At 73.1% G+C, this 25,533-nt stretch carries 22 protein-coding genes; 11 read left to right on the top strand and 11 right to left on the bottom strand.

Annotation, left to right across the window (positions count from 1 at the left end):
* Nucleotides 1-22 precede the first annotated feature (22 nt).
* Nucleotides 23-2,557, bottom strand: a complete 2,535-nt coding sequence (locus J3P36_RS02080; protein ID WP_307806916.1) for a transglycosylase domain-containing protein — start codon at nucleotides 2,555-2,557, stop codon at nucleotides 23-25.
* Nucleotides 2,558-2,703: 146 nt separating this feature from the next.
* Between J3P36_RS02080 and J3P36_RS02075 the strand changes: the two genes are divergently transcribed.
* On the top strand, nucleotides 2,704-3,939 hold the full coding sequence (locus tag J3P36_RS02075) for a D-alanyl-D-alanine carboxypeptidase family protein (protein ID WP_210505607.1): 1,236 nt from the start codon (nucleotides 2,704-2,706) through the stop codon (nucleotides 3,937-3,939).
* 40 nt (nucleotides 3,940-3,979) lie between these two features.
* Here J3P36_RS02075 and J3P36_RS02070 read toward each other — a convergent pair whose 3' ends face one another.
* Entirely contained in the window at nucleotides 3,980-4,777 is a 798-nt protein-coding gene (locus tag J3P36_RS02070; RefSeq protein ID WP_210505606.1) for an SGNH/GDSL hydrolase family protein, read from the bottom strand.
* Nucleotides 4,778-4,893: 116 nt separating this feature from the next.
* Between J3P36_RS02070 and J3P36_RS02065 the strand changes: the two genes are divergently transcribed.
* Both J3P36_RS02065 and J3P36_RS02060 read left to right on the top strand, forming a co-directional pair.
* Complete coding sequence (locus J3P36_RS02065) at nucleotides 4,894-6,684, top strand: DEAD/DEAH box helicase (protein ID WP_210505605.1); 1,791 nt, start codon at nucleotides 4,894-4,896, stop codon at nucleotides 6,682-6,684.
* 77 nt (nucleotides 6,685-6,761) lie between these two features.
* Nucleotides 6,762-7,598, top strand: a complete 837-nt coding sequence (locus J3P36_RS02060; RefSeq protein WP_210505604.1) for an MSMEG_6728 family protein — start codon at nucleotides 6,762-6,764, stop codon at nucleotides 7,596-7,598.
* On the opposite strand, the gene J3P36_RS02055 is transcribed toward J3P36_RS02060, so the two are convergent.
* On the bottom strand, nucleotides 7,582-8,439 hold the full coding sequence (locus J3P36_RS02055) for an NAD(P)H-hydrate dehydratase (RefSeq protein ID WP_210505603.1): 858 nt from the start codon (nucleotides 8,437-8,439) through the stop codon (nucleotides 7,582-7,584). The two genes, J3P36_RS02060 and J3P36_RS02055, sit on opposite strands and share 17 nt — an antisense overlap.
* Nucleotides 8,429-9,163 carry a histidine phosphatase family protein gene (locus J3P36_RS02050; RefSeq protein ID WP_210505602.1) on the bottom strand — a complete coding sequence of 245 codons (735 nt, stop codon included), beginning with the start codon at nucleotides 9,161-9,163 and terminating at the stop codon, nucleotides 8,429-8,431. The genes J3P36_RS02055 and J3P36_RS02050 overlap by 11 nt, the downstream gene beginning before the upstream one ends.
* Nucleotides 9,164-9,281: 118 nt before the next feature.
* On the opposite strand from J3P36_RS02050, the gene J3P36_RS02045 reads away from it, so the two are divergent.
* Both J3P36_RS02045 and J3P36_RS02040 read left to right on the top strand, forming a co-directional pair.
* Complete coding sequence (locus tag J3P36_RS02045; protein WP_210506548.1) at nucleotides 9,282-10,352, top strand: VIT1/CCC1 family protein; 1,071 nt, start codon at nucleotides 9,282-9,284, stop codon at nucleotides 10,350-10,352.
* Nucleotides 10,352-10,624, top strand: a complete 273-nt coding sequence (locus tag J3P36_RS02040; RefSeq protein ID WP_210505601.1) for an acylphosphatase — start codon at nucleotides 10,352-10,354, stop codon at nucleotides 10,622-10,624. Before J3P36_RS02045 ends, J3P36_RS02040 begins: the two co-directional genes overlap by 1 nt.
* 155 nt (nucleotides 10,625-10,779) lie before the next feature.
* Here J3P36_RS02040 and J3P36_RS02035 read toward each other — a convergent pair whose 3' ends face one another.
* Nucleotides 10,780-14,301 (bottom strand): error-prone DNA polymerase, encoded by a 3,522-nt coding sequence (locus tag J3P36_RS02035; RefSeq protein ID WP_210505600.1) that lies wholly within the window; start codon nucleotides 14,299-14,301, stop codon nucleotides 10,780-10,782.
* Between the two features lie 225 nt (nucleotides 14,302-14,526).
* Here J3P36_RS02035 and J3P36_RS02030 point away from each other — a divergent pair, with 225 nt between their 5' ends.
* The gene (locus J3P36_RS02030) at nucleotides 14,527-15,477 is read left to right on the top strand and encodes a glycosyltransferase (protein ID WP_210505599.1); all 951 of its coding nucleotides are present in this window, start codon (nucleotides 14,527-14,529) and stop codon (nucleotides 15,475-15,477) included.
* Nucleotides 15,478-15,540: 63 nt separating this feature from the next.
* Nucleotides 15,541-16,182 carry a UdgX family uracil-DNA binding protein gene (locus tag J3P36_RS02025; RefSeq protein ID WP_210505598.1) on the top strand — a complete coding sequence of 214 codons (642 nt, stop codon included), beginning with the start codon at nucleotides 15,541-15,543 and terminating at the stop codon, nucleotides 16,180-16,182.
* Nucleotides 16,183-16,310: 128 nt separating this feature from the next.
* Here the strand turns inward: J3P36_RS02025 and J3P36_RS02020 are convergent, their stop codons facing one another.
* The 6 genes from J3P36_RS02020 to J3P36_RS01995 all read right to left on the bottom strand — a co-directional run bounded on the left by J3P36_RS02020 (nucleotide 16,311) and on the right by J3P36_RS01995 (nucleotide 21,682).
* Complete coding sequence (locus J3P36_RS02020) at nucleotides 16,311-17,861, bottom strand: DNA polymerase Y family protein (RefSeq protein WP_210505597.1); 1,551 nt, start codon at nucleotides 17,859-17,861, stop codon at nucleotides 16,311-16,313.
* Complete coding sequence (locus J3P36_RS02015) at nucleotides 17,858-18,649, bottom strand: hypothetical protein (protein ID WP_210505596.1); 792 nt, start codon at nucleotides 18,647-18,649, stop codon at nucleotides 17,858-17,860. The genes J3P36_RS02020 and J3P36_RS02015 overlap by 4 nt, the downstream gene beginning before the upstream one ends.
* Nucleotides 18,650-18,889: 240 nt before the next feature.
* Complete coding sequence (locus tag J3P36_RS02010; protein ID WP_210505595.1) at nucleotides 18,890-19,237, bottom strand: hypothetical protein; 348 nt, start codon at nucleotides 19,235-19,237, stop codon at nucleotides 18,890-18,892.
* On the bottom strand, nucleotides 19,230-19,490 hold the full coding sequence (locus J3P36_RS02005; protein ID WP_210505594.1) for a hypothetical protein: 261 nt from the start codon (nucleotides 19,488-19,490) through the stop codon (nucleotides 19,230-19,232). The genes J3P36_RS02010 and J3P36_RS02005 overlap by 8 nt, the downstream gene beginning before the upstream one ends.
* Nucleotides 19,491-19,615: 125 nt before the next feature.
* A complete protein-coding gene (locus J3P36_RS02000; RefSeq protein ID WP_210505593.1) occupies nucleotides 19,616-21,262 on the bottom strand; it encodes a RecQ family ATP-dependent DNA helicase in 1,647 nt (548 codons plus the stop codon).
* Nucleotides 21,263-21,346: 84 nt separating this feature from the next.
* Nucleotides 21,347-21,682, bottom strand: a complete 336-nt coding sequence (locus J3P36_RS01995) for a hypothetical protein (protein WP_210505592.1) — start codon at nucleotides 21,680-21,682, stop codon at nucleotides 21,347-21,349.
* Between the two features lie 127 nt (nucleotides 21,683-21,809).
* On the opposite strand from J3P36_RS01995, the gene J3P36_RS16160 reads away from it, so the two are divergent.
* The 4 genes from J3P36_RS16160 to J3P36_RS01980 are packed head-to-tail and all read left to right on the top strand — an operon-like array spanning nucleotide 21,810 to nucleotide 25,529.
* Nucleotides 21,810-22,553 carry a sugar phosphate isomerase/epimerase gene (locus tag J3P36_RS16160; RefSeq protein WP_246854111.1) on the top strand — a complete coding sequence of 248 codons (744 nt, stop codon included), beginning with the start codon at nucleotides 21,810-21,812 and terminating at the stop codon, nucleotides 22,551-22,553.
* On the top strand, nucleotides 22,550-23,647 hold the full coding sequence (locus J3P36_RS16155; protein WP_307806915.1) for a Gfo/Idh/MocA family oxidoreductase: 1,098 nt from the start codon (nucleotides 22,550-22,552) through the stop codon (nucleotides 23,645-23,647). The genes J3P36_RS16160 and J3P36_RS16155 overlap by 4 nt, the downstream gene beginning before the upstream one ends.
* Nucleotides 23,648-23,652: 5 nt before the next feature.
* Nucleotides 23,653-24,135 (top strand): 8-oxo-dGTP diphosphatase, encoded by a 483-nt coding sequence (locus J3P36_RS01985; RefSeq protein ID WP_210505591.1) that lies wholly within the window; start codon nucleotides 23,653-23,655, stop codon nucleotides 24,133-24,135.
* Nucleotides 24,136-24,149: 14 nt separating this feature from the next.
* On the top strand, nucleotides 24,150-25,529 hold the full coding sequence (locus J3P36_RS01980; protein ID WP_210505590.1) for a CoA transferase: 1,380 nt from the start codon (nucleotides 24,150-24,152) through the stop codon (nucleotides 25,527-25,529).
* The last annotated feature ends 4 nt before the right edge of the window (nucleotides 25,530-25,533 follow it).

Below are 25,533 nucleotides of genomic sequence, written 5' to 3'. Positions count from 1 at the left end.
ATTCCCGGGGAGCGGAACTACGTCAGCACTTGTCCTTCGCGACCGTGATCGTGATCGTCGTGTCGGGGCGCGCGGCGCTGCCGGCCGGCGGGTCCTGGGCGACCGGCTTGCCGTTCTGCGCGGCGTCGACGACACACGTCTCCGCCACGTTCCCGAAGCCGGCGGCGCCGAGCGCGGCGCGAGCATCGCCGACGTTCTTCGCGGCGGACACCGCGTCCGGCACGGTCCGGAGCGCCCCGTTGCTCGTGTAGACGGAGACGGTGGCCCCCGCCGTGGCGGAGCGGGCCGGGTTCGTCCCGATCACGGTGCCGGCCGGCTTGTCGGAGTCCTGCTGCCCGCCGTCGGCGAACGCGAAGCCGGCGTCCTCGATCGCCGCTCTCGCCTGCTCGAGCGACATGCCGATCACGCTGGGGATGTCGTACGTGCGGCCACTGAGCACCTGACCCGTCGGGGCCGCGAACGGATCGCCGCCCCACTTGTCCGCCGCGACCTTCATGATCCGCGGCCAGATGTTGTGGCGGAGGACGGCGTACTGGGAGCCGTTGATGCGGGTGTCGCGGAGGTTCACGTGCCCCGTCGCGTTGAAGACGCCGACGACGGTCGTCGCACGCGACGTGCCGCCGCTCATCCAGGTCGCCTCGGCGCTGTCGGTGGTGCCCGTCTTGCTGAACATCGGCACCGAGCTGTTGACCTTGGCGGCCGACGGCGCGCCGGTGCCACCGCGGAACGCCTGCTGCAGGGCCAGGGTGGCACCCGCGGCGACGTTCGGCTCGACGGCCTGGCTGCACGTCTGCGGCGGGACGGGAACGTCGTTGCCGGCGGCGTCGACGATCCGGTCGATGGCGATCGGCTCGCAGTACTTGCCCCCGGCGGCGATGCCCGCGTATGCGGCCGCCATGGTGAGCGGCGCGATCTCCTGCGTGCCGAGCACGTCGGAGACGTTCATCTGCAGCTCGGCTCCGTCGGCGCGGTGAACGCCGAGGGCCTGTGCGGTCTCCTTGATGCCGCACAGGTCGAGCTGCTTCGCCATGGCGATGAAGCCGGTGTTCATCGAGTTCACGGTGTTGAAGAGCGCGGTCCAGCTGCCGCCGGCCTCGCCGCCGTCGTTCTTCGGGTTGTATCCGCCGGCGTTCATGTTGCCGTCGCAGCTGTTGCGGAAGGTGCCCCAGTTGCTGCGGCGCCGGGCGTCGACGGCCTCGTTGAGACCGTGGCCCTCGTCGAGCCACTCGAGCAGCGTGAACACCTTGTAGGTCGAGCCGGGCTGGAAGCCGCTCGATCCGCCGTAGTCGCGGTCGGTGTTGAAGTTGACCGCACTGGTGGCCGGGTCGCTCTGCAGGACGGCCGGGTCGGCGGAGTACCGCTTGTTCTGCGCCATCGCGAGGATGCGGCCGGTGCCCGGCTCGACGGTCACCGCGACCGAGCCGATGTCGACCCGCGGGTCGGTGAACGGCACGTTGTCGATGATCGCCTGCTCGGCCGTGCGCTGCAGGTCGACCTCGAGCGAGGTGTAGATGTCGTAGCCGGCGGTGCGGAAGTCGTGCCAGCGGGTGTCGGGGTCCGGGCCGAAGAACTCGTTGTTCTTGAAGATGTTGGTGATGTAGTCGCAGAAGAAGCCCGCGCCGCCGGCCGCCTCGCAGTTGGTGGCGGGCTGGGTGATCTTCGGCTCGACGGGAGCGGCGACGGCGTCGTCGTACTCCTGCTGCGTGATCATCTTCTCGTCGAGCATCTTGCCGAGGATGTAGTCGCGGCGGACCCGGTTGCCGTTGTACCCGTTCTCGGCGCCGTTCGTCGTGCTGTCGGGGTAGTCGAGCCGGAACTTCTCCGGGTTGTTGACGATCGCCATGAGGCTCGCCGCCTGCGCCAGCGTCAGCGCCTCGGCGGTGGTGCCGAAGTAGTAGTTGGACGCGGCCTCGATGCCGTAGACCCGGCCGCCGAACGCGACGATGTTGAGGTAGCCGAGGAGGATCTCCTCCTTGCTGTACCGCTTCTCGAGCTCGATGGCGTAGCGCATCTCGCGCAGCTTGCGCGCCTCCGAGACCTCGGTCGCCTTGGCGAAGGCCTCGTCGATCTGCTCCTGGGTCGTCGCGTCCTTGATGTAGTTCTGGATGTTGACGTTCTTGACGTACTGCTGCGTGATGGACGAGCCGCCCTGCACGCTCTTGCCCATCGCGTTGTTGACGACGGCGCGGATCGTGCCCTGCAGGTCGATGCCGCCGTGCTCGTAGAAGCGCGGGTCCTCACCCGCGACGAGCGCATCCTTCGCGTAGACCGACACCTTCTCCCACGGCACCTCGACACGGTTCTGGTCGAAGAAGCTCGCGAGGAGGTACGGCGAGCCGTCCGGGTTGCGGGCGTAGATCTCGGTCTTCTGCGCCAGCTCGCCGATCTCCAGGTAGCTGGGGAGCTCCTCGAAGAGGCCGATCGTGTCGGACGCGGCCACGCTCGACACCGCGATCGCGGGCGTGATGGCGGCGGTCGCGAGAACCCCGGCGACGGCACTCATGCCGACGAAGCCGAGGAGGGCGGCGAACTTGCTCGGGATGCGCGAGGAAGGCACGGAAGGGCCCCTTTCCGCCGACAGGATACTTGACGGCAGGGCCCGTTCCGGGGAGCGTCGCCGGATCGTGATCGAAGGTCAATCATCTGGGGCGCCGGCCCGCGATGCGACGGGGGCGGAGCAGGCTTCCCGCCTATCCTGGGCGCGTGTCGAAACCCCCTCGAACGCGGAAGCAGGTGTTCCGCCGCCGGAGGATCGCGGTGCTCGGCGGTCTCGCCATCGTGCTCGCGGGCGGCGTCTACGTGCCCGCCGCGGCAGCGTCCGAGGTGCCCGAGGCGGTGGCCTCGGTCGAGGCGCCGCAGGTGCCCGCGGCGACGGCGGCGGTGCCCGACTTCCCCGACTACGGGAGGGGCGCGATCGGAGCCGCCGGCTTCGAGGGCCCGCTCGCGACGAGCGGGGACCAGGGCGCGTTCCCCATCGCAAGCATCACCAAGGTCGTCACGGCGCTCGTCGTGCTGGAGGCTAAGCCGCTGGCAGCAGGCGAGGCGGGCCCGGACATCGCCTTCACCCAGGCCGACGTCGACGCGTACAACGAGGTCCTCGCCCAGAACGGCTCGGTGCAGCCCGTCGCGGCCGGCACCGTCCTGACGCAGCGGGAGGCCCTCGAGGCGGTCCTCATCCCGTCGGCCAACAACTACGCCATCTCGGTCGCCCGCTGGGCGTACGGCTCCGTCGACGGCTACCTCGCCGCGGCGCGCGCCTGGCTCGATGCCCACGGGCTCGAGGACACCACTGTCGTCGATCCGAACGGGCTCTCGGCCGGCAACACGAGCACGCCCGCCGACCTGGTAGCGCTCGGCCAGCTGGCGCTCGCCCAGCCCGCCCTCGCGGAGATCGTCGCGACGCCGTCCGCCACGATCCCGGACATCGGCCCGTTCGCGAACACGAACAAGCTGCTCGGCACCGACGGGATCGACGGCATCAAGACCGGCACGACCGACGCGGCCGGCGCGTGCCTGCTCTTCTCGACCGACGTCACCGTGGGGGACTCGAGCATCACGCTCGTCGGCGTGATCCTCGGCGCGCCCGACCATGCGACCCTCAACCGTGGCGTCGTCGCGCTGCTCGACAGCGTGACCCCCGGCTTCCAGGAGCTCACCCTCACGACCGCGGGCGACCCGTACGCCACCTACTCGACGGAGTGGGGGGAGACCGCCGAGGCCGTCGCCACCGAGACCACGACGACCCTGGTCTGGTCCGACACCCCGGTGACGGCGTCGGTGAGCACGGAGCCGGTGGCCGAGGCCACCGCGGGCGCCGACGTCGGCAGGGTCGACTTCACGGTCGGGGACAGGACGATCACCGTGCCGCTCGAGCTCGATGCGACGATCGAGGCGCCGGACCTGTGGTGGCGGGTGACGAACCCGCCCTGGGCCCGCTGAGCACTCGCCGGGCCGCCGCGCCGCTTCCCGGAAGCGCTTCTCAGAGCGCGGGGCCCCGCGGTCCTGACGCGTAGGGCGCTGCCTCGGGGCGCTTCGGCAGGACGTGGTCGCCCGAGGAGACGCGGCGGATCCGGCGGATCACCCAGGGAACGAAGTACTCGCGCGCCCAGACCAGGTCCTCGCTGCGCGCCTGTCGCCAGGTGCGCGGAGGCAGCGGCTCGGGTCGCATGGGCTGCAGGTCGTTCTCGACCCCCAGGGTCGCGAGCACCATGCGGGCCACGGTGTGGTGGCCGAGCGGCGCCAGGTGGAGGCGGTCGACGTTCCACATGCGCGGATCCTGGATCTCGGTGAGCGCCCACTGGTCGGCGACGAGCGCGTCGTGGCGCTGGGCGACCTTGCGGATGTTCTCGTTGTAGATCGCGACCTTGCCCCGGAGCCGGTTCAGCACGGGGGAGAAGCCCGTGTCGACGCCCGTGAACAGCACGACGGTGGCGCCGGTCGCCGCGAGGCGCTCCACGGCGCCGTCGAGGCGGCTCGCGATGACGTCGGGGTCGGTCCGGGGACGGATCACGTCGTTGCCGCCCGCCGAGAGGGTGATCAGGTCCGGCTTCAGCGCGATGGCCGGCTCCAGCTGCTCGTCGACGATCTGCTGGAGCAGCTTCCCGCGCACCGCGAGATTGGCGTACGCGAAGTCGTCGACCGAAGCCGAGAGCACCTCGGCGACACGGTCCGCCCACCCGCGGTGCCCACCCGGGCTGCCTGGCTCGGGGTCCCCGATGCCCTCCGTGAACGAGTCGCCGAGCGCCACGTAGCGACGCCAGGGATGCGTCTCCGTCATGTCCACCTCCGTCGGCCGGCTGTGACCGCTGCCGGCGCCGCGACCATCCTGCACCCGACGCGCCAAGATGCTCGTGACGGCATGTCGCCGGAAGCCCTTCGGTACAGTTTCATCAAGTGAGCGCCCCGCACCTCTTCGACCCGGTTCCGGGCACGAGTGCAGCGGAGCACCTCAGCCCCTCCTTCCCGGAGCGCGCCGCGTGGGGCACCGCGGGCAAGCTCCGTGCGTGGCAGCAGGAGGCGCTGGCCAAGTACTTCGAGAGCGAGCCGAAGGACTTCCTCGCGGCCGCCACGCCGGGCGCCGGCAAGACCACGTTCGCGCTCCGGCTCGCCAAGGAGCTGCTCGCCCGGCGCACCGTCGACCGGGTGATGGTGGTCGCGCCGACCGAGCACCTCAAGCGCCAGTGGGCGGACGCCGCCGAGCGCGTGGCGATCCACCTCGACCCCTCGTTCCGGAACAAGGACCGCTGGTTCGGCCGGCACTTCCACGGCGTCGCGGTCACCTACGCGCAGGTCGTCGCCGACGCCGCTCTGCACCGACAGCTCACCGAGGCGGCGAAGACGCTCGTCATCCTGGACGAGGTGCACCACGGCGGCGACGCGCTGAGTTGGGGCGACGCCATCCGCGAGGCCTACGAGCCGGCCACCCGCCGCCTCTCCCTCAGCGGAACCCCGTTCCGGTCGGACACCGCGCCCATCCCGTTCGTGGAATACGTCCGGGACGAGACCGGCGGGCGGGTCTCGCGCACCGACTACAACTACGGCTACGACCGCGCGCTTGTCGACGGCGTCGTCCGGCCGGTCATGTTCATGGTCTACGCGGGCTCGATGCGCTGGCGCACCACCTCCGGCGAGGAGATGGAGGCGAAGCTCGGCGAGGGCAACACCAAGGACATCACCTCGCAGGCGTGGCGGACCGCCCTCGACCCGGCGGGCGACTGGATCCCGTCCGTGCTCCGCGCCGCGGACCAGCGCCTCACCGAGGTGCGCAAGGGCGTGCCCGATGCGGGCGGCCTCGTCATCGCCACCGACCAGTTCGCGGCCCGCGCCTACGCGCGCATCCTCGAGGACATCACCCGGGAGGAGGTGACCGTCGTCCTCTCCGACGAGAAGGCGGCCTCCGAGCGGATCGGCGAGTTCTCGAACAACGAGAAGCGGTGGATGGTCGCCGTCCGGATGGTGTCGGAAGGCGTCGACATCCCGCGGCTCGCGGTCGGCGTGTACGCGACGTCGTCGGCGACACCGCTGTTCTTCGCGCAGGCGATCGGTCGCTTCGTCCGCGCCCGGCGCCGCGGCGAGACGGCGTCGGTGTTCCTGCCGAACGTGCCGACCCTGATGAACCTCGCCAACGCGATGGACGTGCAGCGCGAGCACGCCCTCGACCGCCCGAAGAACGAGGACGAGAACGGCCTCGACGAGGACGCCCTCAGCGCGGCCAACCGCGAGGAGAAGGCGCCGGACGGTCTCACCCAGGAGTTCGCGTTCCAGGCGGTGGGCTCGGACGCGACGTTCGACCGCGTCCTCTACGAGGGCGGCGAGTTCGGCTTCGAGGCCGAGGTCGGCAGCGACGAGGAGCTCGACTTCATCGGCATCCCCGGCCTGCTCGAGCCCGACCAGGTCCGCGAGCTGCTGAGGCACCGGCAGTCGCGGCAGGAGAAGCGGCGGAAGACTCCCACCGAGGTGCCGCGGCCCGCCGACGAGCCGGCTCCGATGTACCGCAACCTCAAGGAGCAGCGCAGCCTCCTCAACAGCCTCGTCGGACTCTGGGCCAAGCAGACGGGCGAGACGCACGCGATGGTGCACGCCGAGCTGCGCCGGATCTGTGGCGGTCCGGCCGTCGCGCAGGCGAGCGTGACGCAGCTGCAGTCGCGCATCGAGCTCCTCCGCAAGAGGATGGCGGGACACTGATTCCATGAGCTGCCTTCTCCTGTCGCCGGTCCGGCCCCTGCCTCAGCCGACGCGGGCAGCTCGACGGGAGGGCTGACATGCAGACGTTCCTGCCGTACCCGTCGTTCGCCGAGAGCTCGGCGGTGCTCGACTCGCCCCGGCTGGGGAAGCAGCGGGTCGAGACCCTGCAGGTGCTGCGAGCGATCCTGCTGCCGAGCTACGGCTGGCAGAGCCATCCGGTGTCGCGGATGTGGCGCGGGCACCTGCCGGCGCTGACCGCCTACGGGTTGGCCAACGTGGCCGCCTGGGTGGAGCGGGGGCACGCCGACAGCACGCACGACCTCATCGCGGAGTTCGCGCCCGGCATGGACGGCCTCGACGTCGAGGAGCTCGGGGAACGCGGCCTGCTGCCGCCGTGGATCGGGGACGAGGAGATCCACCGCAGCCACCGGTCGAACCTGATCCGCAAGGACCCGGAGATCTACGGGCCGCTGTTCCCCGGGACACCACCCGACCTCGACTACGCGTGGCCCGAGGCGGGGGAGCGGGAGCCGCTGCCGGAGGGGATCCCACTGCGGGTGATCCGCCCCCGCACCGACGAGCAGGCCGAGGAGTGGCGTGACGAGGGCATCGTCGCGATCGCCGACCGGTCGCCGCAGGGCCGCGACACCCCCAAGTGGCGCGCCCAGCTGTCGGAGTTCGTCGACGCGCTGGAGCCGGGAACGGAGGTCGCGACGCTCGTCGGCAACGGCGCGGTGCTGCACCGGGCGACCGTGACGGGCGACACCCAGATCCGGCAGGTGGAGTCGGGCGCCGTGTACCTCGTCCGCACGGCCGAGTACACCGGGACGCTCGCGCGCGCCGACTTCGTCGTGCCCGCCATCCTGCAGGATCCGCGGGCCGTGTTCCCCGCCCTGCTCAGCCCAGCTCGCTGAGCAGCACCGGGAGCTCGTCGAGCAGCTCCCGGGCGAGGAACCCGAGCGGGCCGATGCGTGCGGACAGCCGGTCGCCGGCCGCCGCGTGCAGGTACGTGCCCCAGCACGCCGCCTGAGGCGCGTCCGCGCCGCGGGCCCATACCCCCGCGATCGCGCCCGCCAGCACGTCGCCGCTGCCCGACGTCGCGAGGCCCTCGTGGCCCGTCGTGATCTGCCAGCGCCGGCCGCCCGGCTCCGCCACCGCGCTCATGCACGTGACGACGGCGCCGAACCGCTCGGCGACCTCCGCGGTGTCGTCGGCGAGGTCGCCCGGGTCCCGCCCGAGCAGGAAGCCGAGCTCCGTCGTGTTCGGGGTGAGGATCAGTCGCCCTGCCAGCTTCCGGGCCGCCTCCTCCTCGTAGGCGAGCGTGCCCAAAGCGTAGGCGTCGAGGAGGACGGAGGTGTCGTCGCCGACCAGGTCGGCCAGGCGGCGCACCAGGGCGGCCGCCTCGTCCGGGTCGTCGAGGCCGGGGCCGGCGACGACGCAGCCGGCGCCCTCGATATCGTCGGCGAGCACGTCGATCGTGTCGCCGCGGACCGCGCCGCTCGCCGTCTCGGCGAGAGGGAGGACGCCGGACTCGAGGACCGACACCGCGACGGCGGGGGCGACGGACTCGCCCACCGCGAGGGAGAGGCGCCCCGCGCCGACCCGAAGAGCGGCGAGCCCGGTGAGCATCGCGGCGCCCGGCGTCTTGCGGGCGCCGCCGATCACGAGCACGTCGCCGCGGGCCTGCTTCGAACTGCCCGGGGCGGGGAGGGGCCAGGCGCGCAGCGCGGACGGGGTGACGAACTCAGCGGCCACGGCCCTGCCCCGGGTGCTCGGTGACGGGCGCGTCGCTGCGCTCGAGGAAGCCGACCTCGTTGACCACCGCGGCCGTCCAGCGGCCGGCGCCCGACGGGCGGACCAGGCGCGTGACGGAGCAGTTGCGGATCGGGTTGCCACGCGCTCCTTCGAGCAGCGTCTCCTCCTCGATCCGCTCGCACACGTAGCGGAAGAGGGTGATCACGGCGTCGTGGGTGACGAGCAGCACGCGGCGGCCGTCCTCCTCGCGGTCGAGGTCGGCGAGCACCGAGCGGAGGCGGAGGGCGACATCCGCCCACGACTCGCCGCCGGGCGGCCGGTAGTAGAGCTTGCCCACCCAGCGCCGGCGGTCGGCCTCGTCCGGATGCAGCCGGCGGACGCCGCGCCCGGTCAGCGCGTCGAGGATGCCGAGCTCGCGGTCCCGCAGCCGCTCGTCCCAGCGCGGCTCGAGGTCGAGCCCTGCTGTCTCGAGCGCGATGTCGGCGGTCTGGCAGGCGCGCGCGTAGGGCGACACCCACACCGACTCGGGCAGCTCGTCCGCCGACCACGTGGCGATGTGCCGGCCCAGAGCGGCCGCCTGCTCGCGACCGGTGGCGGACAGGACGACGTCGGCGTCACGCGCCGGGACGAGGACCCGGTCGGCGCGGGCGCGGTCCGCCTTCGCCGCCGCGACGTTGCCCTCGCTCTCGCCGTGGCGGACGAGGATCAGTTCGACGGCGCCCATGATCCGACCCTAGGGCGTCGCTCTCCGCCCCCGCACGGGCTTGCGGGAGGGCGCGGCAGGCGGCAAGCGGCACCGGGAGTGGTCCTGGGAGAATGGACGGGTGAACGCCGCCCCTCCCGTGTCCGCACGCCAGGAGCCGAGTCCCGCGACCGTGCGCCGCTGGCGCCGATATCTCGCGGACGAGCAGGCGGAGGCGCGCATCTACCGCGACCTCGCCGTCCGACGCACCGGGGAGGAGCGCGACATCCTGCTCGCCCTCGCCGACGCCGAGGGCCGGCACGAGGCGCACTGGCGCGACCTGCTCGGCGACCGGCTGAAGAAGGAGCCGAAGGTCGACCTCTGGACCCGCATCCTCGGGTTCTTCGTCCGCCGCTACGGCTCCGTGTTTACGCTCGCGCTCATGCAGAGGGCCGAGGCGCGCACCCCGTACGCGAACGACATCGACGCGACCGACTCGATGGCCGCGGACGAGCGGATCCACGAGGAGGTCGTCCGCGGGCTCGCCGCGCGCGGCCGCAGCCGCATCTCCGGCACCTTCCGGGCGGCCGTGTTCGGCGCGAACGACGGCCTCGTCAGCAACCTGGCGCTCATCCTCGGCGTCGGCGCCACCGGAGTCGCGCCGCAGGTGGTGCTGTTCACCGGGATCGCCGGTCTGCTGGCGGGTGCTCTGTCGATGGCGGCCGGGGAGTACGTGTCGGTGCACTCGCAGCGCGAGCTGCTCGCCGGGTCGCGGCCGAGCGCCGAAGCAGGGCACGCGATCGCCGACCTCGACGTGGACGCGAACGAGCTGGCGCTCGTCTACCGCGCCCGCGGGATGAGCGAGGAGGAGGCGCACACCCGCGCCGCCGCCGTGCTCGGCGGGCGGGAGCCGCTCGGCTCCGTCGAGTCGGGCGCCGACGAGCACGAGGCGGTCGGCACGGGCCGCAGCGCCGCGCTGTCGAGCTTCTTCTTCTTCGCCTCCGGGGCGCTCATCCCGGTGCTGCCGTGGCTGTTCGGGATGAGCGGTCTGCCGGCGGTGCTGCTCGCCGCCGCGCTCGTCGGCCTCGCCCTGCTCGCGACGGGGACCGTCATCGGGCTGCTGTCGGGCGCATCGCTGCTCACGCGGGCGCTGCGCCAGCTGCTGATCGGCTACGGGGCCGCCGCGATCACCTACCTGCTCGGCCTCCTCTTCGGCACGGCGGTCGCCTGATGACGCGGGTCGCGCGCCGCGCCCTCGTCAGCGGACGGGTGCAGGGGGTCGGCTTCCGCTACTCGTGCGTCGCCGAGGCCCAGGCGATCGGCGTGGCCGGCTGGGTGCGCAACCTGCCGGACGGCCGCGTGGAGGCGCACGTCGAGGGCGATGAGGACTCGGTCACCCAGCTCCTCGCGTGGCTGCACGAGGGCCCGGCCTTCGCGGAGGTCACCTCGGTGGAGGTCCGCGAGGCGGACCCGATCGGCGCGGTCCGCTTCTCGGTCGCCTGAGCCCCCTCCGGTGGTCGAGGAGGCCACGGAGCGTCCGTCTCGAAACCACTTGCCGTGCCTTCGGACCCAGCCACCTCTGGTCGGTCTCCTGAGATCCGTCGTGTGATTCCGAGACGCGCCCCTGCGGGGCGCTCCTCGATCACCGGGATGGGACGTCACCGGAAGTCGCGGGAGACGCTGCGGGCGCTGATCGTGAGCACCTCGAAGCGGTCGGCGATCACGTTGATGACGCCCTCGGAGCTCCGCTCGAGGATGCCGCGGATCACCATGGCGGGTGCCTCGCGGGCGATCCGCCGATACCGCTGCCACACGCCGACGCTGCACACCACGTTCACCATGCCGGTCTCGTCCTCGAGGTTGATGAAGGTGACGCCCGCCGCGGTCGCCGGCCGCTGCCGGTGCGTCACCACACCGCCGATCTCGACGCGCCGCCCCGACTCGGTGGTCGCCAGCTCGGCGTAGGTGAGCACCCCGCGCCGCTTCAGCGTCTCGCGCGCGAACGCCATCGGGTGCCGGTCGGGGGAGATGCCGGTCGCCCAGAGGTCGGAGGCGACCTGCTCGGCGGGCGTCAGCATCGGCAGCAGCGGCGGCTGGACGACGATGCTCGTGCCCGGCAGGTAGTCCGGGTGCTCCTGCGCCGCCGCGCCCGCACCCCACAGCGCCTCCCGCTGCCCGAGCCCGAGGGATGCCAAAGCCCCGGCCGCGGCGAGCGACTCCAGCTGCGGCGCGGTGAGCCCCACCCGGCGGGCGAGGTCGTCCTGGCTCGTGTAGTCGCCGCCCTGCTCCCGCTCCGCGACGATGCGCTCGGCGAGCTTCGTGCCGATCGAGGCGACCTCGGCGAGCCCGAGCCGCACCGCGTAGGCGCCGTCGCGGCGGTGCAGCGCGTCCTCGACGGGCGCGGTCCGGTCGAACCGCTCGGACACGGGCGGCTGCTCACGATCGAGGCACGCCTCCCGCCCGGTCGGCGCCGGCTTCCCGTCCTGCCACACCAGATCAAGGAGATTCGTGCCCCAGCGGCGCCCGTATCGCGGATCCGAGCCCACTGAGGCCCGGAACACCTTGATCTGCTCCGCACTCGGCTGCGCGAGCGGCTCCAGGTCGGCCTCGACTCCGGAGAGCAGCAGGTCGGGGCGGCGGACCTCGACGCCGTGGTGCCGTGCATCGGCGGTCAGCGACTGGGGCGAGTAGAAGCCCATCGGCTGCGCCCGCAGCAGCGCGGCGAGGAAGATGCCGGGGTAGTGCAGCCGCGTCCACGCGCTCGCGTAGACGATGAGGGCGAAGCTGATCGAGTGGCTCTCCGCGAAGCCGAAGTCCGCGAACGCCTCGATCTTCTGATAGATCTGGTCGGCCGTCTCGTCGTCGATGCCGTTCGCCTTCATGCCGGCGTAGAGCTTGTCCCGCAGCGAGTCGATCTTCTCCAGCCCGCGCTTCGAGCCCATCGCGCGGCGCAGCAGGTCGGCGTCCTCGCCAGTGCAGCCGCCGACCTCCATCGCGATCTGCATCAGCTGCTCCTGGAAGATGGGCACGCCGAGCGTTCGCTCGAGCACCGGCTCCAGCTTGGGGTGCAGGTAGGTGACCTTCTCCTCGCCGACCCGCCGACGCACGAACGGGTGCACCGCCTTGCCCTGGATGGGGCCGGGCCGGATGAGCGCCACCTCGACGACGAGGTCGTAGAACACGCGCGGCTGCAGGCGGGGGAGCGTCCCCATCTGCGCGCGGCTCTCCACCTGGAACACGCCGATCGAGTCGGCGCGGCACAGCTGGTCGTAGACGCCCTGCTCCTCCTTCGGCATCGAGTCGAGGTCCCACCGCTCACCGAGGTGCTTGTCGGCGAGGTCGAACGCGTACTGCAGGGCGGCGAGCATGCCGAGACCGAGCAGGTCGAACTTGACGAGGCCCATCCACGCGCAGTCGTCCTTGTCCCACTGCAGGACGGTGCGGTTCTCCATCCGCGCGTGCTCGATGGGGCACACCTCGCCGACGGGCCGGTCGGTGAGCACCATGCCGCCCGAGTGGATGCCGAGGTGCCGCGGGAACTTGAGCACCTGCTGGGCGAGGTCGACGACGGGCAGCGGGATGTCGTGGTCCTGGCTCTGCACGTCGCCGCCCCAGCGCTCCACCTGCCGCGACCAGGCGTCCTGCTGGCCCGTCGAGTGGCCGAGCGCCTTCGCCATGTCGCGCACCGCGTTCTTCGGCCGGTAGGTGACGACGTTCGCGACCTGCGCCGCGTTGCGCCGTCCGTACTTCTCGTAGACGTACTGGATGACCTCCTCGCGGCGGTCCGAGTCGAAGTCGACGTCGATGTCCGGCTCCTCGTCGCGGAGGCTCGACAGGAAGCGCTCGAAGGGCAGGTTGTAGCGGATCGAGTCGACGGCGGTGATGCCGAGCAGGTAGCAGACCGCCGAGTTGGCGGCGGATCCGCGGCCCTGGCAGAGGATGCCGCGGCCCTTCGCGAACATCACGATGTCGCGGACGATGAGGAAGTAGCCGGGGAAGTCCTTCGCCTCGATGACGTCGAGCTCGCGGGCGATCCGCTCGAGCGAGGACTGGGGCGCGTTCGGGTACTTCGACGGCACGGCGTCCCAGACGAGCTTCCGCAGCCAGCTCATCGGGGTGTGGCCCTCCGGCACCTCCTGCTTCGGCAGGCGGGGGCTCGCGCTCTTCAGCGGGAAGGCGAGGTCGGCGGCGATGTCGACGGTCGCGGCGACGGCGCCCGGGTAGCGGGCGAAGCGGGCCGCCATCTCGGCGCCCGAGCGGAGGTGGGCGGCGCCCGCGGAGGGCAGCCACCCGTCCATCTCGTCGAGGCTGCGCCGGGCGCGGACCGCGGCGAGGGCGGTGGCGAGGCGCGCCTGCTTCGGCGTCGCGTAGTGCACGGCCCCGGTCGCGACGAGCGGCAGCCGGCGGGCGGCGGCGAGCTCGGCGAGGGCGTCGTTGAGGGTCGAGTCGAGGGGCTCGCCGCGGTCGAAGAGCTCGACGGCGACGTTGTCGCGGCCGAACAGGTCGGCGAGCCGGTCCAGCTCACGCCCGGCGGCGGCGAGGTCGAGCGGCCCCTCCGGGGTGGGCTGCAGCGCCTGCCGGACGAGGCCCTTCCGGCAGCCGGTGAGGACGAACCAGTGTCCGTCCGCCGTGTCGGCGAGCTCGCCGAGGTCGAAGCGGGGGCTGCCCTTCTCGGCGCCGGGCGCGAGCTGGGCGTTGGTGATGGCGCGCGCGAGCCGGTGGTAGCCCTCCTGCCGTCGGGCGAGCACGACCACGTGACTGCCCTCCGGGTCGGGGATCCCGTTCTGCGGCTTCGTGAGGCCGAGGGTCAGCTCGGCGCCGAACACGGTCCGCACCGCGTGCTTCTCGGCGGCCTCCGCCATGCGGACGACCCCGTAGAGGCCGTTGTGGTCGGTGAGCGCGAGCCCCTCGAGGCGCAGCCGCGCGGCCTCCTCGAGCAGCTCCTCGGGGGAGGAGGCGCCGTCGAGGAAGCTGAAGTTGGAGTGCGACCGCAGCTCCGCGTACGGGACGACCGGCCCCTCGATCGGCGGCGCGGTGGGCGGCGTGTAGCGGGGCCGCTTGAGGGTCCACGCGGGGCTGTCGCCGCCGTCCGCCTGCACCGGGCGCGTGTTCGGCCGGCGGACGTCGGAGAGCCGCCGCTCGAACTCCGACCACGGGATCGGCGGGTTGTTGTAGGCCACGATCCAGTTTCGAACACATGTTCGAACGCCGCAACTCGCAGAACGTCCTGCTCGCTGCCCCTGGTCCTCCCATTTGCGCGGATCAGGGGATTCCACGCGGTTCAGGACATCCGGCCGGTTTCGCACGCGGATCAGGACGACACGCCGTCTTGCGGAGGGGATGTCCTGATCCGCGCAACACCTCACCGGGGACGGGGGCGCTCCGGGGCGCCCTACAGTCGGGGGATGCGGATCCTCTCGTGGCACGTGCACAGCAGCTGGACCACCGGGTTCGTGCAGGGGAGCCACGAGTACCTCATTCCCGTCGCGCCGAACGGCGACGGCGAGCTGAAGCCGTACTGGCCGGCGAGCACCGTCGCGGTGCCGGAGGCGCAGCTCGCGGACACCGCCGTCGACGTCGTGGTGCTGCAGTCCTTCGCCGAGCTCGAGAAGACGGAGCGCCTCCTCGGCCGTCGCCTCGGCTCCGACGTGCCGGCCCTGTTCGTCGAGCACAACACGCCGAAGGGGGACGTGCCGCTGACCCGGCATCCGCTCGCCGACCGGCGGGACATCCCGATCGTGCACGTCACCCACTTCAACCGCCTGATGTGGGACAACGGTGACGCGCCCACGACGGTCATCGAGCACGGCGTCCCGGACCCGGGGGCGCTCTACACCGGCGAGTTGCCGCGCCTCGGCTACGTGATCAACGAGCCGGTGCGCCGCTGGCGGGTCACCGGCACCGACCTGCTGCCGCAGTTCGCGGAGGCGGCCCCTATCGACGCCTGGGGCATCGCCGCCGACAGCCTGCCGGACGCCCTCGGCCTCGAGCCGGGGCGCGTCGAGTTCGCCGGCAACCTGGCGCCGGACGAGCTGTACACCGAGCTCGCCCGCCGCCGCGCGTATCTGCACCCGATCCGCTGGACGTCGCTCGGGCTGTCCCTGATCGAGGCCATGCACCTCGGCATGCCGGTGCTCGCCCTCGCCACCACGGAGGCGTACCGGGCGGTGCCGCCCGAGGCCGGCGCGATCTCGATGGACGTCGACGAGCTCGTCACGATGGCGCGGCGTCTCATCGCGGATCCGGACGAGGCGCGGGAGCGCGGCGCCGCCGCCCGTCGCTTCGCGCTCGAGCACTACGGCCTGCCGCGCTTCCTCGAGCGGTGGGACGAGGAGCTGGCCCGCGTCGCCCGCTGAGGCGTACCGTGCGACGAGGAGATTCCCGGGTCCGGAACGGAACGACCTCGATGAGGAGGAACGGTGGCGGAGTTCGCGCGGCCTGGGGCTGAGCAGTGGGTGCCGGATGACGCCGGACTGGACGGACTGAGGGCCGCCGCTCCTGACTGCCGGGGGTGCGAGCTGTACCGGGACGCCACGCAGGTCGTCTTCGGGTCCGGACCCGACCGGGCGCGACTGATGCTCGTCGGGGAGCAGCCCGGCGACTCGGAGGACAAGGCGGGGGAGCCGTTCGTCGGTCCCGCCGGACGTCTCCTCGCCGATGCTCTGGCCGCCGCCGGCGTGCGAGCCGAGGACGCCTACGTGACGAATGCGGTCAAGCATTTCCGGTTCGAGGAGCGCGGCAAGCGGCGGCTGCACAAGTCGCCCGCGGTGGCCCACATCGAAGCCTGCCATCCATGGCTGGACGCCGAGTTCCGCACCGTCCGCCCGGACGTCGTCGTCGCCCTCGGTGCCACCGCCGCCCGCGGCGTGCTCGGCCGGACGGTCCGCGTCCTCGCCGAGCGGGGCCGTGTGCTCGACGAACGGCCGGCCGTGGCGCCGGAGGCGCGCGTCGTGCTCACCGTGCATCCGTCCGCTGTCCTGCGGCTGCGCGGCAAGCCCGAGTTCGACCCCGAGTTCGACGGGCTCGTCGCCGACCTCCGGACGGCCGCCGACCTGCTCTGAGGGCGCGCTCCGTGGGGCACGCGACTGGCCCTCAACAGGCAGAAATCCCGCCAACAGGCAGAATTCGCCCTTTTCTGCCTGTTGGAGGCAGAAATGCCTGTTGAGGGACAGGGTAGAGGGCGGCCGGGTCAGTCGTAGCGGGCTTCGGCCCACCAGATGTCGCCCTCGAGGACGAGGAGCCAGGCCTCGCCCTCCTCATCGACGACCTGGAAGCGGGAGAGGCGGCGGGCGTGCCTCGGGTCCCACCAGCGCTCCTCGACGTTCCATGGGCCCGCCCACGCGCGGATCGGGCGGGCGTGCCCGGTGCCCGGTGCAGCGAAGCGGGACGGCGGACCGGACAGGGTGCCGCGGTCGTCGACCCGGACGGGCGTGCCGTCGGGGGAGAGGACGGCGCAGGTGCGCCGCTCCCGGAACACGGTGGCGGGCGGAAGCCCGGGCAGCGCACCCGGCCACGGGCGGTCGGCGGGGCGCTCGACCGTGCCGCGGTCTCCCCACGGCACGAGCACCTCCCGGTCGGTGAGCATCCGCCCGCCGCCGAGCGTCGCGGTGAGCACCGCCTCATGCCCGAGCATGCTCTGCACTCGGGACAGGCCGTGGTGGATGCGCTCGTCGGGCGCCTGCCCCCACAGCCCCTCCTCGTGCCCGGACGCCGCGTCGACGCTCTCCGGCAGGATGCGGACGCGCACGATCGGGGAGCCGAGCCCGCTCTCGACGGTGCCGGTGCCCTGGAGCTGCCAGCGCACCCGGTCCACCACCTCGGCGGCGGTGAACGACCGCGGATGCAGCCAGCTGCGCTCGGACGTCTCGCCGCGCTCCGCGGTCACCTCGACCCGCACGGCGGTGCAGACGAGGGCGAGCTTCCGGAGCCGCTCGAGGAAGCGGTCGGCCGCATCGCGGATGCCGAACGCCACCTGGTCGATGCGGTCGAGGGGCGGCTCGAACAGGGCGACGACGTCGAGCTCGTCGGGTGGGATGCGCGGGACGACACGGCGGCCGTCGAGGCCCGCGGCGAGGCGGTGGGCGACGGCGCCCTCCGGCCCGAACCGGTTCCGCACCTCGAGCTCCGGCAGCGCCGCGAACGCGCCGAGGGTGGGCAGGCCGAGCCGCTTCAGCAGGACGGCGAGGTCGGGCACGCCGAGGATCGTCACCGGCATCGGGGCGAGGAAGGCGGGGGAGTCGCCGGCGGGGACGACCCGGATCCGCTCCTCCCCGCTCCTCCTCGCGGCCTGCTCGGCGGCGAACGGGCCGTCGGCGATGCCGACCCGTGCGGACGGGACGCCGAGCCGCTCGAGGCAGGCGAGCAGCTCGCGCGCGGCGGCCTCCTCGCCGCCGTAGTACCGGGCCGGTCCCTGCACGCGCAGCGCGGCGGTTCCGGGCCGGAGCACCTGGACGCCCGGCATGACCTCCTCGACGCCGTCGAGCACCGGATCGAAGGTGCGCGCGTCGAGCGCCGGGTCGTAGGGGAGGGCGACGAGGGACGCGCAGCGCGACTGCGCCTCCCGGATCCGCAGCCCGCGGCGCACCCCTTCGGCACGGGCGGCCGCCGAGCAGGCGTACACGTCGCCGCGGTCGGTGAGCGCGATGGGGGCGTCCGGCGGCAGTCCCGCCGCACGCGCGGCGGCGAGGACGGGCCAATCCGGACACCAGAACACGAGGGTCCGGGTGATCGCGGCGGTCATCCCGCCCGCACCTCTCTCGGATCGAGCGGCACGAGAGTCGGGCGATCGAAGGGCGGCGGCGCGGAGACGGCGGCCGTGATGGGGACGGCCGCGGGCACCGCAGGCGCGACGGGAGCAGCGGCGGGCGCCACGTCCTCGCTGATCCGCGCTCCGGCGTCCGGTCCCGGGAGGCGGACCCAGCGGGTGCGGGAGCGCAGCCCCCGGCTCTCCACCGCCACCTCCACGCGGCGGCCGCGGAGGAGGCCGACGCCCTCGCCGATGCCCTCCCACTCGCTGCGGACGATGCGCAGGCTCGCCTCCGCGCCCGGCCAGTCGCCCAGCACGATGAGGGCCGCCTCCCGCTTGCGGAGGCGGGCGGCGAGCCGGCCGGCGTCGCCGTCGCTGATGCGCCCGCTCGGCCGCAGCACGACGGCGGGCAGCACGTCGACGAGCGCGGCCGTGACGGGCAGCCACTGGTCGCCCGGGTCGGGGACGAGGACGAGCCGCTCGAGGTCGATGCCCTGCGCGAGGGCCGCCTGCGCGCCGAACTCGGGGACCCCGACGACGGCGCACCACGAGCCGGCCGCCGAGGGCCCGGACAGCAGCGCCATGGCGAGGGTCGTCGAGCCGAGGATCGAGTAGGACCCGCCCGCCCGCAGCATCCCGTCGGGCAGGATGCCGGCGAACAGCGGGGAGGTCGCGAGCGTCTTGGTGGGCAGCCGGGTCGACTGCATCTCCCTGATGCGGGCCTGCAGCTCGCGCACCTTCTCGTCCGCCGCGGCGGCGGAGGAGAGGGCGAAGGCGGTCACACTCAATGTTCGAACATGTGTTCGAACGAGTCAATCCCGCAGACGGGGGACGCGGTATGCCCGGCTGTGGTTTCCCCACCCGGCATCTGCACGGATCAGGAGAATTCGCGTCGTTCAGGACGAGGGCTGGGGTTCGCACGCGGATCAGGACGACACGCCGTCTCGCGGGGCGGAAGTCCTGATCCGCGTAAAACTCCTGATCCGCGCAAGCGGCGGACCGGCGGATGCAGAGCCTGGCGACTACGGGGTCTCGGCGCCGCTCTCCTCGGCGCCCGGGAGGCCCGCGTCGTCGCCCATCGAGTCGCCGCCCGAGTTGAGGGAGCCGATCGAGGGCGCGTCGCCGCCGACGACCCGCTCCGGGATGTCGCCGCTCGGCGCGGCACCCGCGGCGCTCACGCCCCTCGAGGCGTCGTCGGCGATCCGGTCCTGGGTCCCGGCCACCTTGTCGACGTCGTCGAGGGTGAGCAGGCCGTCCGGATCCTGCGGGTCCGCCTTGCCGGTGAGCCGCTCGCCGATCTCGGCCTTGCTGTTCTCCGCCACCGGCTTGTCCTCGTGGTCCGGCGGGGGCGGGGTCTGCCGCTCAGTCATCGACGTGCGAGGTGTGGACAGGGCCGCTCGGGCCCTCGTCGCGGAGGCCGACGATCTCCTCGCCGGCGAGGTCGTTCTCGGGGAGCGTCGGCGACTGCTCCTTGGCGGCGCCGCCCGTCGGACCCTGGTTGTGCTCGCCGACACCGGGCAGCACCGTCTCGCCCGCGAGCGCGTCGTTGGTGACCGTCTGCTTGTCGGCCTCCTTCACCGCCTCGTCGTCGTACGCGCCGCCGTCGGGAATCGTGTCGCTCATCCTGGCCTCCTTCGTGTCGGTTCCCTCACGCTACGCCGCCGGTCCCGGCGCGAGCCATCCCGTCGGACGGGGATGAATCGGCGGCGGCGAACCGGCTACCATCCCGCTCCGGACGTGCACCTCGATCAGGACACGCGCTCCAGCAGGTCGTGGTCAGCGACGGCGGCGAGCGACAGGACGCGGTAGCCCTCGGATTCGAAGAACACCGTGATGCGGTCCTCCTCGACGCTCATGACGGTGCCGTCGCCCCACTCGCGGTGCCGCACGGCGGCCTCGACGGGGTAGGGGACGTCGTCGGCGTCCTCCACTCCCGTCAGCTCCTGCTGCTCGTAGGCGGTGCCGGAGGTGCAGGTGTCGCAGTTTCCGCACGGCTCCTCGAGCCGCTCGCCGAAGTAGCCGAGCAGGAACTGGCGGCGGCAGGCGGTCGTCTCCGCGTACTGGCGCACCATGGCGACGCGGGACTCGTCGATGCGCTCGCGCTGGGCCGCCTGCTCCACGCTCCGCTCGACCGCCTCCTCGGTGGTCACGCCGCGCACCGCGCGGACGCCGTCGCCGATGGCCCGCACCGCCCCCGCCTCGGTGAGCAGGTTGACGACATCCGCGACCCGGCGCGCGGTGAGTCCGGTCTCCTTCGCGAGCGCCTTGAGCTCGACCGTGCGCCCTGCGGCGACGAGGGCGGCGTGCACCGCCCCGAGCTTGGCGCGGTCGGGCTTGCCGCCTGCGAAGAACCGGCGCAGGCCGAGGTCCTCGGCGCGGTAGTGCAGGGTCGCTCTCGCCTCCTCGCCGTCCCGGCCCGCACGCCCCAGCTCCTGGTAGTAGTCGTCGACGGAGCCGGGGATCGCGGCGTGCACGACGAACCGGACGTTCGGCTTGTCGATGCCCATGCCGAACGCGCTCGTGGCGACCACGACGTCGTACTCGTCGTCCCGGAACGCCTCATGCAGCTCCCGCCGCGCCTTCGCACCGAGCCCGCCGTGGTACGCCGCGGCCCGCAGCTCGGCCGCGCTCAGCTCCTCGGCGTACTCCTCGGTGGCCCGCCGGGTCGCGACGTAGAGCAGGCCTGGCTTCGGCAGCGCGGTGAGCTGCTCGAGCACGGCCGCGCGCTGCCCCCGCTCCTCGGAGTGGCGCACCACCTCGAGCCGGATGTTGGGCCGGTCGTAGCCGCGGGTGAGCACGACGGGATCGCGCATGCCGAGCCGGTCCACGATCTCCTCCCGGACCGGTGCGGAGCCGGTCGCGGTGAGGGCGAGGATGAGCGGACGCCCGACCGCCTCCGCCGCCGCGCCGAGGCGCAGGTAGTCGGGGCGGAAGTCGTGCCCCCAGGCGGAGACGCAGTGCGCCTCATCGACGACGAACAGGCCGGGACCGAGCTTCGCCAGCCGGTCGACGACCTCCTCGTTGGCGAGCTGCTCGGGCGAGAGGAACACGTACTCGGCGCGTCCGGCCGCGAGCTCCTCCCAGGCGCTCTCGTTCGCGCTGTCGCTCTGGGCCGAGTTGATCGCCACGGCGTCGGGCGCGTCCGCCTCCGCCTCGATGCCGGCGACCTGGTCGGTCTGCAGGGCGATCAGGGGCGAGACGACGACGGTCGGACCGGGCAGCAGGGCTCCCGCGACCTTGTAGACCGCGGACTTGCCGTACCCGGTGGGGAAGACCGCGAGCACGTCCGAGCCGTCGAGCAGGGACTGGACGGCCTCGCCGATACCCGGCCGCAGCTCGCTCCAGCCGAACAGCTCGGCAGTGGTCCGGATGCGCGTCGAGTCTGCTGAAGCCATCCGGCCAGCGTAGGTCGGGTCCGTTGAAGAGCAGGGGGCCTTGACCCGGCGCGCGACGAGCGGCAGGCGCCGGTGAGACCACCGTCAGGCGAACGAGGGGCCGATGCGCCCGAGCATGCTCCACACGGTGCGGGTGAGGTCGGGGTGCTCGAGGGCGATCGCGCGCAGCACGCCGAACTCGAACTTCTCGGCGGCGCCGGCCCGCGCCGACGGGTGGTACGCCTGGGCCCGCGCCTCCGCCAGGCCGAGCACCGAGATGGCCTCCGCCCGCAGGTTCCGGACCACGCGCTCGTCGACGGTCGGGAGCTCGTGCACGAACTGCCACGGGTCCTCGCCGTCGCGGCACCGCCGCTCGATCTCGGCGTCGAGCTCGTCGCGAGCCTCGGCGCGCAGCGTGTCGAGGATGTCGATCGAATCCAACGGTGCCCCCTTCCAGTGCGATGACCCTACGTCACGCCCGCCGACTGTTCCGGACGGCGACACTCGGCGCGGGGCGGTCGGGGGCGAGCAATAGGGTGGAGGGACGACCACGATCCGAGGATGTGCAATGACGTCATCGACGCTGTCCCTGCAGCTCTACACCGTGCGGGAGGCGCTCGGCACGGACCTCCGATCCGCCCTCGAGCGGGTCGGCTCGATCGGGCTCCGCCAGGTCGAGCTGTTCGGCTTCGTCGAGCGGGCCGACGAGTACGCGGCCCTGCTGCGCGAGGTCGGGCTCACCGCCCCCTCCGCCCACGTGAATCTGCTCGACGGGCAGGCGCAGGCCGCCTTCGACGCGGCCCGCCGCATCGGCATCGGCACGGTGATCACGCCGTGGACGGACCCCGCCCGGTGGACGAGCCGCGCGAGCGTCGAGGCGATCGCCGACGAGCTCAGCGCCCTCGTCGAGCCGGCCGCCGCCGCCGGGCTCCGAGTCGGGTACCACAACCACGAGTTCGAGTTCGCCGACCTCGACGGCACGTCGGCGTACGACGTCTTCACGGAGCGCCTCGACCCCGCGGTCGTTCTCGAGCTGGACACCTACTGGGCCGCCGTCGGCGGCCACGACCCCGCCGAGCTACTCGGCCGCCTGGGGGAGCGGGTGCAGTTCCTGCACGTGAAGGACGGACCCGCGACCCGGGCCACGAAGGAGCAGGTCCCGGCCGGCTCGGGCACGCTCGACGTGCCCGGCATCCTCGCCGCCGCCCCGCACGCGCTGCGCGTCATCGAGTTCGACGACTACGACGGCGAGATCTTCGACGGCATCCTCGCGAGCATCGAGTTCCTCACCTCGAAGGGGGAATCCCTGTGAGCGGCTCCGGACCCGTCGGCGTCGGCATCATCGGCGCGGGCAACATCAGCGACCAGTACCTGTCGACCCTGACCGCGCTCCCTGACGTCCGGGTGCTGTTCGTCGCCGACCTCGACGAGGCGCGCGCGGCCGCTCAGGCCGACAAGTACGGGGTGACCGGCTCCGGTTCGGTCGAGGACCTGCTCGCGGTCGAGGACATCGAGATCGTCGTCAACCTGACGATCCCCGCGGTGCACGCCGAGGTCGCGATGCGCATCCTCGCCGCCGGCAAGAACGTGTGGACCGAGAAGCCGCTCGCCCTCGACCGGGAGAGCGGCCGGCAGCTGCTCGAGGAGGCGGAGCGGCGCGGACTGCGCGTCGCCGGCGCTCCCGACACCTTCCTCGGCCCCGGCCTCCAGACGGTGCGCCGGACCGTGGACGCGGGGGAGATCGGCACCCCGCTCACCGCGATCACGCTGTTCCAAACGGGCGGCCCCGAGCGGTGGCACCCGAGCCCCGACTTCTTCTACGCCCGCGGCGGCGGCCCGCTCTTCGACATGGGCCCGTACTACCTGACCACCCTCGTGCAGGTGTTCGGCGCCGCGAAGTCGGTCTACGCCCTCGGCTCCACCTCGCACGAGACGCGCACGATCGGCTCCGGCCCGCGCGCCGGGGAGACCTTCAAGGTCGACGTGCCGAGCCACGTGAGCGCCATGATCGAGTTCGAGAGCGGCGCCAGCGCGCAGAGCACCTTCAGCTTCCAGTCGCACCACGAGCGCGTGGGGTTCGTCGAGATCTCGGGCAGCGACGGCATGGTCGTCTCCCCGGATCCGAACACGTTCGGCGGCACGGTGGAGATCCGCTCCAACGGCGAGACCCGGGAGGTGCCGACCGAGTTCGCCTGGGTGCGCGGCGTCGGCGTCCTCGAACTGGCGCGAGCGATCCGCGCCGGCGTTCCGGAGCGCGCCTCGGGCGCGCTCGCCTTCCACGTGCTCGACATCATGGCCTCCATCGCCGAGTCGATCGAACGCGGCGCCCCGGTGGCCGTGGAGAGCACCGTCGAGCGGCCGGCCGCGCTGCCCGAGGACTGGGACCCGTCCGCCTCGACCCTCTGAGCACGATGTTCGAAGTCGCCGTCACGTACCTGCTGCGCAGCACGCGTGGCGGCGACGAGGTGCTGCTCGGCCGGAAGCTGACGGGACTCGGGGCGGGCCGCGTGGTCGGGCCGGGCGGCAAGCTCGAGGGCGACGAGACCGCCGCCGAGGCCGCCGCGCGCGAGGTGCTCGAGGAGGTCGGCATCAGCGTCGCCGTCGGCGCGCTCCAGCCGGTGGCGCGGCTGTCCTACGACTTCCCGCACCGCCCCGCGTGGAGCCAGGCGTCGACCGCCTTCCTGGCCCGGGAGTGGGCGGGGGAGCCGGTGCCGAGCGCCGAGCTCGACCCCGCGTGGTTCCCGGTCGGCGACCTGCCCCTCGACGAGATGTGGGACGACGCGCGACTCTGGCTGCCGCGCGCCCTCGCCGGAGAGTTCGTGTCCGCGGAATGCGCCTACGCCGCCGACAACAGCAGCGTGGCCACCTGGACCGAGGCCGACACCCCCTCCTAGCTGAGGACGCGCACATGACCGACGACCGCCCGAGCTCGCCCTTCCTGCCCGCCGTCCTGGACGCGCTCGGCGAAGGCCGGGACGCAGCGCGGCTCATCCGCTCCTCGGGCGACGAGGTGCTGCCGCTCCTGCCCTCGCCGCTGCCCGTCGGGCGGCTGGCCCACGACGCGGTGGCGGCCGCGGCACTCGAGGCCGCGCTCCTGATCGGAACCGATCCCGCTCCCGTCGCCCTCGATCCCCAGCGGGTCGCCACCGCCTACACCGGCGAGAAGCACTTCCTCAGGGACGGCGTCGCGCCCGACTGGTGGGCCGACCTGTCCGGGTTCCATCCCACCGCCGACGGCTGGCTCCGCACCCACGCCAACTACCCGCACCACCGCGCCGCCCTCGTCCGCGCGCTCCGCCTGCCTGCCGAGTCCGGTCGTGACGACGCGCGAGCGGCACTGCGCGCGCTTCCGTCCCTCGAGGCGGAGCAGCGGATCGCCGAGGTCGGCGGGGTCGCCGCGGCCGTGCGGACGCCCGACGCCTGGTCGGCGACGCCGCAGGGCGCCGCCGCCGGTGCAGCGCCGATCCTCGCGACGCGGCGGATCGGCGACGCGGATCCGCGGCCGCTGCCCTCGCCCGGCTCGCTCGCCGGAGTCCGCGTCCTCGATCTCACGCGCGTGATCGCGGGTCCTGTCGCGACTCAGACGCTCGCGCTGCTCGGCGCCGACGTGCTGCGCATCGATCCGCCCGCGCTGCCGGAGCCCGTCGACCAGTGGCTCGTCACGAGCATGGGGAAGCGGTCGGCGCTCCTCGACCTGCGGACCGACCGGGAAGCCTTCGACCGGCTGCTGGCGCAGGCGGACGTCGTCGTCACCGGCTACCGGCCGGGAGCGCTCGACGCGCTGGGCCTCGCACCCGGGGCGCTCGCCGAGCGCCGGCCCGGCATCGTCGTCGCGCGGCTCAGTGCCTGGGGCGGCGCCGGCCCCTGGTCCTCGCGACGCGGCTTCGACAGCATCGTGCAGGCCGCGTCCGGGATCGCGGCCGTCACCGCGGCGGCCGACGGCACGCCGGGGGCCCTTCCCGCCCAGGCCCTCGACCACTCCGCGGGCTACCTGCTCGCCGCCGCCGTCCTCGCGCTGCTCCGGCGCCGCTCCGAGGTCGGCGGCGCCTACGTGGCCGAGACGTCGCTCGCCGGGATCGCGGCTGCCCTGCTCGCCGCGCCGCGGCCCGATCCCGCGCCGCCCGGCTCCCTCGCTCCGACGCTCGTGCAGCGGGTCACGCCGAGCGGTCGGCTCACCTACGCCGCGCCCGCGCTGCCCGGGCACGACGATTGGCCGTCCGCCGGTCAGCTGTGGGGCGGCGCCGCGCCCGTGTGGCGCTCAGCGGACCTGGAGGCGCCCCGCTCCTAGGCTG

It is taken from the genome of Naasia sp. SYSU D00057, assembly GCF_017916505.1.
Classification (GTDB): Bacteria; Actinomycetota; Actinomycetes; order Actinomycetales; family Microbacteriaceae; genus Naasia.
Note: the sequence above shows the minus strand (reverse complement) of the source record. Positions and strands in the feature narration are given on the sequence as shown.